Raw genomic sequence first — 13,291 nt, 5'->3', positions numbered from 1 at the left:
GGCGGTCAGTCGCAGCTGATCAGCAGGCCGAGGGTGGCCCGGCAGGTGCGGGCGGCCGCGTCGTTGGCGGGCGCGGTGTCGACCGGGGCGCCGGCCGTGCGGGTGGTGGTGACGGTGAACGTCCGGCCGAGGTTGAGCAGGCCGACCTGGACGGTGAAGTGGCGCGTGACGGAGGCGCCGACGGCCAGCGGCTGGGTGAGGGCGCAGGTGAGCTTGGAGGCCACGATGGCGCAGTCGCCGCTGTACGAGCCGAAACCGGCGGGCAGCGACGAGGTCACGGTGGCGGCGGTGACCTGGCCGGGACCGTTGTTGGTGAGGGTCAGGGTGTAGTCCACCCGGCCGCCGAACAGCCCGGGCACCGGGGTGGCGGCGAGCGCGACGCCGAGGTCGGCGGCGGGCGCCTGGTACTCGAACCGGTCGGCCGTCACGACCGCACTGGTGCCGCCCGGCGTGGTCACCCGGACGTCCACCGTCCCGGCGGCGGCCGAGGCGGGCGCGGTGGCCGTGCACGCGGTGTCGGTGCAGGAGAAGGAGGCCGCGTTCCCGGCGGCGCCGAAGCTGACCGCGGTGGCGCCCGACAGGTCGGTGCCGGTGACGGTGACGACCGTGCCACCGGCCTGCGGACCGCTCGCCGGGCTGATCCCGGCCACCACCGGAACCGGCAGCGGGAAGCCGAGGACGGTCACCGTGTCGCCGCCGAAGTCGGCGAGGTAGCCGCGCCGGCCGTCGGGGGCGAGCGCCAGGGTGAAGGGGTTCGCCCCGACCGGGACGGTGGCGGTCACGGCGCCGCTCGCGGCGTCCAGCACGCTGAGCGTGGAGTCGGCGTAGTTGGAGGCGTACACGTACCGGCCGTCGGGGGCGACGGTCACGGCGTACGGGTTGGCCCCGACCTGCACGGTGGCGGTGACGGTGTTGGTGGCGGTGGACAGCACGCTGACGGTGGAGTCTCCACCGTTCGCCGTCCAGAGCCTGGATCCGTCCGGGGCGAGCGCCAGGCCGAAGACGCCGTGGCCGACGGGGACGGTGGCGCTCACCGTGCGGGTGGCGGTGTCGATGACGTCGACCTGCTGGGCGCCGGACGCGGCGACGTAGACGTGCGCGCCGTCGGGGGCGACGGCGACCCCGTGCGGCTCGGCGCCCACCGGCACGGTCGCGACGACGGTGTTGGTGGCGGTGGACAGCACGCTCACCGTGCCGGCGTCCGCGTTGCTGACGTACGCGTGGGCGCCGTCGGGGGCGACGGCGACCCCGAAGGCGCCTGCGCCGACGGGGACGGTGGCGGTCACCGCGGCCGTGGCGGTGTCCACCACGCTGACCGTGCCGTCGAGGTGGTGGGTGAGGTAGGCGTGCCCGCCGTCCGGGGCGAACGCGACCGCGTAGGAGCCGGTGCCGGCGGTGACGGTGCCGGTCACCGTGCCACCGGCGGTGTCCAGGACCGTCACGACGCCGCTGCTCTGGCTGGTCACGTAGGCCCGCCCGCCGCCCGGGGCGACCGCGACGCCCGCCGGGTAGGGCGCGACGGCCACCGTGGCCGTCACGGCGGGCGGCGGCGCGGCCGCGGCGGCGGTGCCGGGCTGGACCAGCAGGGCGGCCGTGGCGGCGGCGGTGGCCGTCACGGCCGTCCAGTAGCGGCGCGGGGCCGGGCGTTGTCTCACGGAAGATCTCCAGACTCGTCGAATCGGTGCACGTCACAGCGGTGCTCGTCCCGGCCGCGCCCGTCACGCGGCGGCGGTCACGCCGGTGCGCGTCACGGTGGCGCCGGTGGCGGCGTTGCCTGTCACGGCAGCGCTCGTCACGGCGGTACCGGGCGGGCCGCCCGTCGGGCGGCCCGGGGGGACGCCCGGACCGCCCGAAGCGTAGAAGGCCGACTGACTGAGTGTCAGGAGATGACTGCGATTGTCTTGAAATATTCAAACTCGGTCAGTCGGTCGTCACCCGAACTTTCCGCGGAGGACCGGCCACCCCTCTGCCTCCGGGCCGGATGTGGAACTATTGTTATCAAAACTATCGTTCGACATTCGATAGTTTCTGGCGGACTAGACTCGCCTGAGAGCACCAGCCCGTGGACACCGGAGAGGAACGGCAGCGATGACCGAGGAAGGACGGCCGGAGGTCCCCACCCGGACCCTCGTCGAGGGCATGGTCCGCGCGGACGGCACCGTCGACGCGGGCGAGCTCTACGCGGTGGCGGGCGAGCTCGGCATGACCGACCAGCAGGTCCGCCTCTGCATCAAACGGATGGCCGCCGACGGGCTGCTCGTCCAGGAGGGGCGCGGCCGTCGGGCCGTCCTGCGGGAGACCGACCGGGCCCGGCGCGCGGCCGAACCCGAGGTCGACTTCGTCCGCCACATGTACGCCCAGGACGCCGGGCTCGCACCGTGGGACGGCCGGTGGCACCTCGCCGCCTTCGCCGTCCCCGAGTCCGCCCGTGCCGCCCGCGACGCGCTGCGCGAGTTCCTGGTCCGGCTCGGCGGCGCGGCCGTCCAGGGCGGCGTCTACGCCGGCGCCAACAGGTGGGAGCCGTACGTCGAGGCCGAGGCCGAACGGCTCGGCGTCGGGGACTGCGTCACCCTGCTCACCAGCACCGACCTGCGGGTCGGCGGCGAGAGCGACCCCCTCCGCCTGGCCCGTCGGCTCTGGCCGCTCGACGAACTCGCCGACGGCCACCGGCGCCTGGCCGCCGTCGCCGCCGACCGCCTGGCCCGGCTCACCGGCCGCTCCCCCGCCCCCACCCGGGTCGAACGCCTCGCCGTCGCCCTGGAGCTCGCCGCCGAGTTCACCCGGGCCACCGCCGACGACCCGCTGCTGCCGCCCGAGCTCCTCCCCCGCCCCTGGCCCGGCGCCGAGGCCCGCGCCCTCACCGCCGACTGCTGGCGCCTGCTGCGCCGCGCCGAGCGCGACGACCCCGCCCCCGGCCCCCGCTTCTTCCGGCGCTACGACGAGGCGATGACCGAGATCACCGGTGAGTCCCAAAGCTCCTGACGGGTCGTCCGGCAGGTCGTCCGGCAGGTCGTCGGACTGATCGTCCGGCAGGCGTTCACGAGGCGGCGTCCGCCGGCGGGTCCGCTCCCCAGCCGTCGAGCAGGGCCCTCAGCCGCGACGCCGACCGGGCGCCCCGGTCCCCGGGGGTGTCGGTGGCCTCACCGCCCCCCGCGCCGCCCCGCACACCGCGCGTGCGGTCCTCGGCGACGAGCCGGAAGATCCGGTCGGTGAGGTCCTTGACGACCTTGGCGTAGCGGTCCGGATCGGTGTGGAAGGCGAAGGCCGCGGCGGGCAGCAGGACACCGGCGGTCTCGGGCACCGACCTCGGGATCGGCGACCGGCGCAGCAGGGCGTCGGCGGCGGCGCGGAGGTTGGCGTCCACGCCCCGGGGGAAGAGATCGAGCAGGGTGCTGCCCCCGAGCGCGGTCAACGGGGCCGAAAGCAGGGCCCTGACGGTCGGCCGCAGTCCCTCGGGCGCCGGCCCGCGCCCGGCGGCGTGCTCGGCCCAGTGGGCCCGCAGCTCCTTAGCCGCCTCCTCGCCCCCGGCCTCCGCCAGGGCGTCGGCCACCAGAGCCACCCGCACGCGGGGCGCGGGGTAGCGCGGGCTCGGCGGCCCCTCCGGGGTGAGTGCCACGAAGTCCGCGAGGATGAAGGCGAACCCGGAGCCGGCGCACAGGGCGCCGTACAGGTCGGCGAAGACCTCCGGCAGCCGGTCGGTCCACCAGTCCGGGCCCTCCGCCGTCCGCCGCAGCACCTCGGACAGCTCGCCGGTGAGCCCGAACGCGTCCAGGACGCAGTGGCCGACCTCATGGGCGGCCAGGACGGCCTCCGGCAGGTGCCGGGACTGGACGAACGGCAGCCCCACCAGCGGCACCGGCAGGGCGCGCAGCAGCTCGTCCACCCGCGCCTGCCGGTCCTCGGACACCAGGCGCGGCAGGGCGAACGGGACGGCGTGCGCCGTGAGGTGGACCAGCGGTGGTTCCACCGGGAGGATCTCCGCGCCCGACACGGAGGAGGCGGCGGTGAGCGCGGGCCGGTAGCAGGACCAGACGAAGTCGTCCGCCAGCAGGAGGAAGTCCCCGAGCGACCGGTCGTGCCGCTGCGTGAGTGCGCCGCGCAGCCGCCACCACACCTCCTGGAGGAGGCCGAGTTCGGTGTCGGCCCGCCGGGTCTCCGCCTCCCGCACCCGGTCCAGCAGCGGGCGCAGCGCGGCGTTCACGGCGAGGACCTGGGTGTGGTGCTGCGGGAAGGGCGCCCCGGCGCCGCCCCGGCCGGCGCCACCCTGACCGGCGCCTGCCTGACCGGCACCGCGCGCCCCGCTCGTGGATTTGGCGGTGAGGGCGAGCCAGTGGTCGAGATCGGCCGCGAGCCCGTCGACCCGGGCCAGCAGCGCCGCCCGTCGCCGCTCACCGGCGTTCACGGCCGCGCTCCGGCGGTGGCCCCGGCCGCGGCCGGGCTCCCGGCCCCGCCGACGGCTGTGTGCGGGGTGCCACGGAGCGCCGGCACGGCGGACGGACCGGTCACAGCGAGGTCCAGAGCGGCAGCAGGAGGCCGGTCGGCAGGGCGCTGAACAGCGCCGGGAGCGCGACGGTCGGCCGGGGGACGCCCAGTTGGTCCCGGGTGAGCTCCGCGACCACGACGGCGGGGTGCCGCCCGGTGAGCAGCCCGTGGATCAGTCGCCGCCGGGCCCGTTCGCTCTCGCCCGGGCGCCGCAGGAACGGGCCGATGGCCACCACGGCCGCGAAGTCCCCTCGGGCCAGGACCTCGGCGGCGAACAGGTTCCGCAGGACCAGCTGACGCATCGCCTCCTCGCGCGTCCCCGGATCCACCGCCTCCAGGACGAGGACGCTCTGCGGGGGGCGCCGCCATCCGAGGTACTCGCCGAGACCGGCGGCGTCGCTCCCGCCCCGGGAGTCCCAGTGGACGTTCAGCTTGCCCGACGATTCACGGAAAGTCCCCTGGACGTGCAGGAGTTGGGGGCCCGACGCGGAAGCACCGAAGCGCCGCGAGCGGGCCGGTGCGACCAGCCGGGCAAAGTGCTCGGCCTCGTACACCGACGACAGCGGCGCCATCGGCGCCATCGGCTCCCGGACAGCGGTGTGCTGCTGGGCGCGCGCCTCACGGGTGCCGGCGAGCACCCCGACCCGGACGGCGGCGTGGGGTTGGGCCCAGAGGCTCTCGACGAAGCGGCCGAGGGGCACGGACGGCGGGGCGTCGAAGGGTGCGGCCTGCCGGAGGTTCTGCACGACGGTCCGGAGCCGGCCGAGCGCCGCCGCCTCCCCGCTGCGCCCGGGGAGCCCCCGGTAGAGGTGAAACCCGTCCGGCGGGACCGTGAGGTGCGCCAGGGCCGCCTCCCACGGGGCGGCGAGCAGGGTGGGCTCGTACCCCGGGACCTCCAGCCGGAGGCCGCGGACCTCCTCGGAGCGGAGCAGGCCGTCCAGGGCCTCGTCCAGCAGGAAGCCGCGGGTCTTCTCCACCCAGTCCGCCGCCGAGGAGGAGAGCGCCGACTGGAGCTCGTCGGGACTGCGGAGCCAGTCGTCCGCGCGGACGGCCGTCCGCAGCAGACTCACCCGGGCCCCTGGACCGGTGGACCTCAGGAGGTCGATCTCCAGGACGGACGGCAGTCCGCGGAACCGGGTGTAGGCGGTGAGCACCAGAACGTGTTCCCGCCACTCGACGTCGACCTCACCGGCCCCGGGAGCACCGTCCCCCTGGTCGAACAACTGCTCAGGAGACAGGCCGAGTTCGGCGTACAGACCGTGCGCGAACTCGGCCGGCGGGCCCGTCTCCCCGGGATCGGCGCCCGCCTGGGCCGCCGTCCGGGCGAGCAGTGCCGCGCACCTCGCCCTGGCGAGGCTGGGATCCCGCTCCGCCAGCAGCGACCAGGCACGGGCGACGCTCCGCCCGGCCAGGTCGCCCCGCCCCGACCTGAGCGCCACCAGCGTCTGGTAGGTGAGAACGACGGCCGCCGCCTCGGGCGCCTCCGGGTAGGCCCGTTCCAACGCGTCGGGGAGGCCCTGGAGCATGACGGCGTCGAGCGCGCCGATGTCACCGAGGACGTCCGTCTCCAGGTCGAGACGGCGCAGCCACACCGCGCTCTCGGCCGGGGCGAGCTCCCCCGCGCAGGCGCGGGCGAGGTCGACCGCCTCCTCGGACCGTCCGAGCACGCGGAGCAGTTCGGCGTAGGTCAGGCCGAGGGCCGCCGCGTCGGAGCCGGAGTTCCGCCGGGGACCGGGCCCGCAGAGCTCGGTCAACCGGGCGGCGGTGGGACCGGTGACGGCGAGCGGCCGCCGCAGCTCGTGGAGGCGTTCCAGCGCCACCAGGCGTGCCCCCGGGGACCCGAGGGGGGTCAGGGCCTCGACGAGCTCGCCCACGAGCTCCTCGTCCCGCGCGGGTCCGACGCCCGTCAGCAGGCCGAGCACCCAGACCACCCGGTCCGGCGGCGGTGCGGCCGACCTCTCCGCGGACCGCGGACGGTCCAGCTGCCAGGCCGCCGCCTCGGGCCACCGGGCGAGCTCCGCGAGGATCGGGACCGGGACGTCCGGGGCGGGAGCGTGCTCGGACGGACCGGCCAGCCGCAGCACCCGGCCGACCAGCTCCGAGGCCTCGCTCCGGCTGCCGCCCCCGGTCACCAGCAGCCGGGCCGTCCCCACCAGCGCGGACATCCGCTCGTGGTCGGTGACGGCGCCCTCCTCCAGGGCGGGCCGCAGCGGCGCCATCGCCGCGCCGGGCGCCCTGAGCATCGCGTACGCCTCGCCGCGGAGCACCAGGCCCCGCAGGGTCACCGCAGGTTCGCTCCCCCCGTCGGACAAGCCCTCCAGCGGGCCGTCCTCGGCGAGGACGAGGCCGGGGCGGTGGAGCCGGAGCGCCGCCCGGCCCGCCCACTCGGCCGTCCGGCGGCGGTCCCCGGAGCCGAGGCCCCGGTGCACGGCCAGCACCTCCTCGAACCGGCCGACGGCGAGGAGCAGCCTCAGGTGCAGCTCGGGCGCGGTCCCCGCGTCGAACCGCGGCAGCCAGGAGGCGGCGTGGCCGACCAGGCCGGAGTCCAGCAGGCCTGCCACGGCCTCGACCGACTGCTCCGACAGCGGCCCCCCGTCGGGCGCCGCCAGTCGGTCCGCCTGCACGAACGACTCCTGGGCCCGGTCGCCCTGCCCCTCCGCCAGCAGGGCGCACCCGGTGAGGTGGTGCAGTTGCGCCGCGGTGTCGCGGTCCGCGAAGCCCGGCTGCCGCTGGACCCGGGTGAGCCGGCTCCAGGCCTCCCCGAGCCGGCCCAGCCGGAGCAGCAGGGCCGCCGAGAGCAGCTCCACCCCGACCGCCAGCTCCGCGTGCGACTCCTCCGCCAGCAGGCCGGCGGCCTCGTCCAGCCGGGCGATCCCGCGTTCCCACGCCGTGGGGTCGGTGGCGCTCGCGGCGTTCCGGCCGAGCAGCACCAGGGCGCGGGCCCGGGCGACCGCGGAGACCTTCACCTCGTCCAGCAGCTCCGGCGACACCAGTGCCTCGGCCAGCGGCGACAGGCGGTGGTCCCGGCCGGCGGAGCGCTCCGAACCGACCAGACGGGCCCAGGTCGCGGCGCCCTCCTGCGGGTCCGCCGAGAAGCGGTGGTAGAGCTCCTCCAGCTTCCACTGCTCCCAGCGCTCCGGCTCCGCCTCGGCCCGCCGGGCGAAGTGCTCGGCGAGATCCCGGTCGAGCAGCCGGGACACCTCGTGGTCAGCGAGCAGTCGGCGCAGCGGGTGGCGGACGGTGCGGTCCAGCACCAGGCCCTCGGGGTCGTCCGGGTCCCGGTCGACCCAGGCGGCGTCACCGGCGTACCGGCTGAGGGCGGCCCAGAGGTCGGGGATCTCCCCGCCGTCGTCGGTGAAGCCGGGCACGGCCCGCAGGAAGATCGGGATGTGCAGTTCCTCGCGCTTGTCCAGGCGCGGGTCGTCCGCCGTGTTGCTGCCGCGGATCCCGCGGCGCAGGTGCGGGAGCATCACCTCCTGGACCAGCCGCAGGGTGAGCCGCCGGGGGATCACCCCGTACCGGAGGAGCCAACGGATCCGGTCGTCGTGGACGCGTTCGAGGACCCGGTCGATCGCGTAGAGGAGGCCGGGCCCGGAGGAGGCCCGGACCTGGTCGGCGGTGAGGTCCGCGGCCAGGTCGGCGAAGAGGGCCAGCGTGTACGGCAGGCCGTCACTGCTCTCCACCACGGCCGCGCGCAGCTCGGGGTCGGCGACATCGCGCACCTCCCGCAGGTAGTCGTCCGCCTCCTGCGGGTCGAAGGACTGGAGCCGCACCGGGACGGCGGGCAGCGGTACGGCATCGGCGAGGTCGTACCGGCCGGAGAGCACGATCCGGAGCCCCTCCGCCGCCAGCGCCCCGGAGAGCACCTCCGCCAGTTCGTTGATCCGGCCGCCGTCGCGGAGGACGACCTCCTCCAGGGTGTCCAGGACCAGGACGGCCCGGGTGCCCCGCCGCCGGAGGGCCTCGTCGAGGACGGCCACGAAGCGCCGCTGGATCGAGGCGCCACGGTGTCCGAGGGCCGCCCGCCCGGCGAGCCACTCGGCCGCCACCGGGCTGCGGTTCCTCGGGAGCGCCGCGAGGTCCGCCGCGTGCTCGTCGAGGAGTTCGCCGAACGGTGCGCCCGGGAGCTGCTCGTTCAACTGGGCGGCGGCCTCCAGGAGGAACAGTGCGGGGTGGGCGACCGCCAGGGCCGGGTCGCACCGGTCGAAGTCCAGGTGGGCACAGGGCACCGGGACCGGGCGCTCCTGGCAGTGCCTGGCCATGAACCAGCGCAGCAGCATGGACTTGCCGGAGCCGCCGGTGGCGTGGATCCGCAGGACCGCCGGGCCGTCGGCCTCCAGCAGGTCCCGCAGCGGCTGTTCGGCGCGCGCACGCCCGTAGTAGCCGGCGGTCCGGTGGTGGTCGGGCCGCCAGAGGGCGCGCGCCCGGACCCGGACCCGGGCCTCGGCGACGACGGCCCCGAGTTCCTCCGGCAGGAGCGCGGCGACCTGCGGGTCGGTGACGGCGTCCACGAGGTCGTGGCAGCGGGCCAGGTCGAACCGGCGGTCGGCGGCCTCGAAGGCGGCTCGGAAGGCGTCGGACTCCAACGCCCCCGCGATGGCGAGCTGCCGCAGGCTGCCGGGTTCGTCCCCGGCTTCGGCGTAGCGGGCGGCCAGTGTCGCGGCGAGCTCTCGGAGCTGCCCCGGCGCCTCCCCGCCCGGCGGCAGTCCGGTCCACCAGTCGTCCCAGCAGGGGAAGCGCAGCAGGGCGACGATCCGGTAGTGGTCCGGCCGGGCTGAGTGCTCCAGCAGGCCCTGGTCGAGCAGGTCGGCGACGTCGACCGGGCTGTCGACCGCGAGCACGGAGTGGTACAGCTCCCTGGTGAAGTCCGGGACGACGCTGCAGCGGCGGAGGACGTCGCGCCGGGTGGGGTCGAGCCGGGCCAGGAGGATCCGGGCGAGCGGGTCGCCGCGGCCGACGAGCTCGACGAGATCCTCCGGGGCCGGCCCGACCCCACCCGGGCCGGTGGGCTCGTCGGGCCCATGGGGGGAAGCAGGACCGTTGTCGGTCATCGGGGCACCCGTCGTCCTTCCTTGAACAACGTCATACCGTCCTGCAGCATTGCCGGTGTCAGGTGGGTGTGCCGTTTGACGAGGATGGCCATGAACTCCTTCCACTGCTCCACACTGTCCGCTTCCACGTCCCTCACCCGGCCGTAGTCCCCCACGACCTCGGTGATCTCCCCGGGCGCGAACGCGCCGAGCGGGATCCGCCGGACGGTGTCGCGCAGCGGATAGGGCAGCAAGTCGGCCTCCTCCTCGTTCAGAGCCAGGATCACCTTCGCACGCCCGTCCGGGCGGACGGCCAGCGGCTCGATCAGGTGCGGGACGATCAGGTCGGCGACGGCCCGGTGCTCCAGCCTGCCGAGACCGGCCAGGGCGAGGACCAGTCCGGTGTCCTCGCCGAGCCCGAGCAGGGCGTCGGCGAGGTGCCGAAGCGCGGTGTGCCGGCGGTCGGCGACGTGACCGACGCTGTTGCCGGGCACGGTCTCCTGCCAGACCCGGTCGGGTTCGAGGGACAGCCAGGGTTCGTTGTCGTCGGTCGTCCAGCCGTCGTGCAACTGGGCGAGCCGGTGCTCGAACCGCTGGAGCGGTTCGAGCCCGGGACCGGCCGGCCCGAGCTGGTCGACGATCGTCCGGACCAGGTCCAGCCAGGTCGCGGTCCGGCCGAGCGGGCGGAGGTCGCTCCAGACCGTGCGGGCACCGTTGCGGTACCAGATCTGCAGGGCGGACCGGACGAGGGTGGCCTTGCCGCTGGCGGCCTCGCCGACGACGGCGCTGACGGGCGCCGCGGGGCCGGTCGGCGCGAACCCGTCGAACAGCGCGCGGCGTTCCCGGACCCGGTCCACCGCGTGCCCCAGGTTCCACCGACGGTCGGTGAACCGCTTCTCGGCCTCGGCCTTGCCGCGCAGCGCGGCGTACCGCCCCAGCACGACCTCGGGGTGGACCCGGGCGGCCAGCACCGGCAGGGCCCAGTCGGTCCCGTCGACCTGGTCCACGAGCAGGGCGAGCCGGGCCGTCCGCACGGCCCGGTCGACGCTCTCGCCACGGCCGAGGGCCGTGTAGAACTCCGCCGAGAACCGGCAGGCGGTCCCGGACTCGATGTCGCCGTTCATCCCCACCACCGCCGCCGCACCACCGCGGAGCAGGGCCGCCAGGAGCGGCCCGGCCGCCGGTCCGGCGGTGTCGCAGGCGTTCAGCACCACCAGCCTCGGCCGGTGGCCGGCCAGGAAGGCGTGGACGTTGTCCCCGGTGATCGACCAGGGCTCGGTGCCGGGCGGGCGGATCGTGAGCAGGCCCCGGTCCCCCGCGTCCCGCTGCTGGTGGCCGATCACGTGCAGGACGTGCGGGGCCACCTCCCGCAGGGTCTCGGCCAGTGCCCGGGAGGTCGGGGCCCGCACCACCTCGACGTGCCACTCCCCGGACGGGCCCCCGAGCCGGGTGCGGATCCGCTCGATCTCCTCGTCCGCCCTGATCAGGGGGTCCGTCTCGCCGACGACGACCAGCACGCGGAGCGGCAGGTGCAGGGCGGCCGGAGGGTTCTCGGCGCCGAGCAGGGACGTCGGGCGGTCGATCCGGGTGAAGGTGAGACCCGGATCCCCGCTGACGCAGAGCGACTCCGCTCCGTCGGCATGGGTGACCAGTTCCCACGGGAGTTCGCGCAGTGCCGCCGGGCGGATGTCGAACAGGGTCCGGGCCTGGCGTCCGTTCTGGTGGCACGTGCGGACTTCCTCGATCCACGGACCGAGGAGGCCGAGCGCGTCCAGGGCGTCCCGCAACAGGCCGGCGACGGTACGGACGGCCTCGGGCAGCGGCGCCCCGGTCTCGAAGAGGTCCCGGCAGAGGCTGCGGTCGTCCACGGACAGGCACTCGTCGGTGAAAGCGGCGCCCTGGTGGACCGGGCGGGGTGAGCCGCCCTCCTCCGCGGGTCCGAAGGCGAGAAGGGTCGGATGGGCGCCCGAGGCGTTCGCCTCGCCGATCCGAATCAGGGTCGTGAAGGGCGGAAGCCACCCCGGTTCGTCGGCGTCCACCAGGCTCAGCCTACCCGTCGCTCCCGCAACACCTGGGCGAACTGCTCCAGTTCGACCATACTCCACGACCGCGGGGCGGCGGCGGACGGCCGGGCTTCCTGGGCTCCCGGCGGCAGTTCGGCGGCCCGCGAGGCACCCGGGCCGGCCTTCCCCGCCGTCCCGCCGCGCTCGGCGTCGGCACCGAGCGAGATGGCGGTCAGCAGACCGTTCAGGACCTCGCTGTCGCCGCGCGCGGCCTCGGCCGCCGCCCCCTGGCGGCCGGCCTCGGCCCGCGCGTTCGCCGCGTCCTCCCGGGCCGCGGTGAGCGCGCCGCGCTGCACCGTCCCGCCGAACGCCAGCCCGGCGGCGGCGAAGACGATGGCCTCCAGCCCGGCGAAGAGGAACACCAGCCGGTCCCAGTTGGCGTCGCCCCGCTTCACGGCGAGGAACACCATCATCGCCGTGTAGCCGAGGAGGACGGCACAGATCAGGAAGTAGATCGACCAGTGGATCGGCGGCGCGTCCGCTCGCGCGGGCGGCTCGGCCGACCCGCCCTGGTTCCGGCCCGGCCCGGCCGGCCCCCGCCCCGCTTCGGCATCCCTGTTCGGCATTCCGTGTACCCCTCCAGTCCGCACGGGCCCGTCGGCGCCTTCGCAGCCCCCCGGCCGACGGTGGTGCGAGTATGCCAGAAACGGAACGGCCCTGATCTCCTCTGCGGGAAAACGGACTTCACGAACCGTCAGCACGTTCGCCCGGACGTGCGCGGCCCGCACACGCCTCCGATCGGCGGAGGGCGTGCGGGCCGCGCTCGGGCTCGGCGGTACGGGCGCCGGGCTGGGGGCGGCGGGCTGGGGGCACCGGGCTACGGCGTGCCCGCAGGCACCGTGGGCCTCGCCCGGTCGGCCGCTGCGCGGGCGGTGCGCTCCGCCATCAGCTCGGACGGGCGCAGCCGCCAACCGCGTTCGCGCAACGCGCCGCTGACCCGCAGGGCGATCAGCGAGTCGCCGCCGTGGGCGAGGAAGTCGTCGTCCGGCCCGAAGCCAGGCGCACGAAGCAACTCGCCCAGCAGGATCACCAGTTGGTCCACCACCGGAATGTCCCGAGGATCCGCCGGGGCAGCCTCGGCGGCCACCGGGGGGTGCTCGGCGGCGGCCAGGGCGGCGACCGCCCGGCGGTCGATCTTGCCCGAGGGGGTGAGTGGCAGCCGGTCGAGGACGAGGAACGGGCCCGGGACCATGTAGGCGGGCAGCCGGGAGCGCAGGCGGTCGCGGACCTCCTCGGGGGTGGGCCCGTCGGGAGTGCGCGAGATGCCGGCGCCCAGCGTCCGGCCCCCGGCCCCGTCGTCGAGGGTGACGGCCGCGGCGGCGGTCACGCCCGGGGTGTCCAGCAGGTGACGGTCGACCTCGTCGAGCTCGATCCGGTGGCCGCGGACCTTGACCTGGTTGTCGAGCCGGCCGAGGAACTCCAGGTCCCCGCCGGGGTGGCGGACCACCTGGTCCCCCGTGCGGTACATCCGCGGGTCCGGCGCGGCCGGGGAGCCGGGCACGTCCGCGAACGGACCGGGCACGGCGGCGAAGGGGTCGGGCCGGAAGCGGTCGGCGGTCCGGTCGGGGTCGTGGAGGTAGCCGGCCGCGAGCAGCGGGCCGCCGATCCACAGCTCGCCGGCGCGGCGATCTTCTCGAAGTTGGGGCCGGCGTCGCCGTTGTTCAGGACCACCTCGGGACGCGCGTCGCCCCACTTGTCCTTGACCCAGGGCCACTG

At 75.8% G+C, this 13,291-nt stretch carries 7 protein-coding genes; 1 reads left to right on the top strand and 6 read right to left on the bottom strand.

The genetic code is table 11. The features are described from left to right. Positions 1–5: 5 nt before the first annotated feature. Entirely contained in the window at positions 6–1,655 is a 1,650-nt protein-coding gene (locus ABZY91_RS26575; protein ID WP_355405540.1) for a beta-propeller fold lactonase family protein, read from the bottom strand. Between the two features lie 433 nt (positions 1,656–2,088). On the opposite strand from ABZY91_RS26575, the gene ABZY91_RS26570 reads away from it, so the two are divergent. Next, the gene (locus ABZY91_RS26570; protein ID WP_355405539.1) at positions 2,089–2,982 is read left to right on the top strand and encodes a PaaX family transcriptional regulator C-terminal domain-containing protein; all 894 of its coding nucleotides are present in this window, start codon (positions 2,089–2,091) and stop codon (positions 2,980–2,982) included. Between the two features lie 55 nt (positions 2,983–3,037). Here ABZY91_RS26570 and ABZY91_RS26565 read toward each other — a convergent pair whose 3' ends face one another. From ABZY91_RS26565 to ABZY91_RS26545, 5 genes are all read right to left on the bottom strand, one after another. Continuing rightward, entirely contained in the window at positions 3,038–4,402 is a 1,365-nt protein-coding gene (locus tag ABZY91_RS26565; protein WP_355405538.1) for a hypothetical protein, read from the bottom strand. A 100-nt stretch (positions 4,403–4,502) separates the two neighbouring features. Next, positions 4,503–9,533 carry a hypothetical protein gene (locus ABZY91_RS26560; RefSeq protein WP_355405537.1) on the bottom strand — a complete coding sequence of 1,677 codons (5,031 nt, stop codon included), beginning with the start codon at positions 9,531–9,533 and terminating at the stop codon, positions 4,503–4,505. Beyond that, entirely contained in the window at positions 9,530–11,551 is a 2,022-nt protein-coding gene (locus tag ABZY91_RS26555) for a CHAT domain-containing protein (RefSeq protein WP_355405536.1), read from the bottom strand. Before ABZY91_RS26555 ends, ABZY91_RS26560 begins: the two co-directional genes overlap by 4 nt. Before the next feature lie 5 nt (positions 11,552–11,556). Further along, positions 11,557–12,141: a hypothetical protein gene (locus ABZY91_RS26550; protein ID WP_355405535.1), complete on the bottom strand. Its 585-nt coding sequence runs from the start codon at positions 12,139–12,141 to the stop codon at positions 11,557–11,559. A 251-nt stretch (positions 12,142–12,392) separates the two neighbouring features. Then, a complete protein-coding gene (locus ABZY91_RS26545; RefSeq protein ID WP_355405534.1) occupies positions 12,393–13,043 on the bottom strand; it encodes a non-ribosomal peptide synthetase in 651 nt (216 codons plus the stop codon). Positions 13,044–13,291 lie beyond the last annotated feature (248 nt).

It is taken from the genome of Kitasatospora sp. NPDC002965 (assembly GCF_040611255.1).
In the GTDB taxonomy this organism is placed as follows: Bacteria; Actinomycetota; Actinomycetes; order Streptomycetales; family Streptomycetaceae; genus Kitasatospora.
The sequence above is the reverse complement of the archived record's forward strand: the minus strand, read 5'-3'. Positions and strand labels throughout refer to the sequence as shown.

Excerpts from the sequence above, each read along its gene's own strand:
- ABZY91_RS26560 (WP_355405537.1), bottom strand. The coding sequence starts at position 9,533 with ATGACCGACAACGGTCCTGCTTCCCCCCATGGGCCCGACGAGCCCACC.
- ABZY91_RS26550 (WP_355405535.1), bottom strand. The coding sequence starts at position 12,141 with ATGCCGAACAGGGATGCCGAAGCGGGGCGGGGGCCGGCCGGGCCGGGC.
- ABZY91_RS26570 (WP_355405539.1), top strand. The coding sequence starts at position 2,089 with ATGACCGAGGAAGGACGGCCGGAGGTCCCCACCCGGACCCTCGTCGAG.
- ABZY91_RS26545 (WP_355405534.1), bottom strand. The coding sequence starts at position 13,043 with ATGTACCGCACGGGGGACCAGGTGGTCCGCCACCCCGGCGGGGACCTG.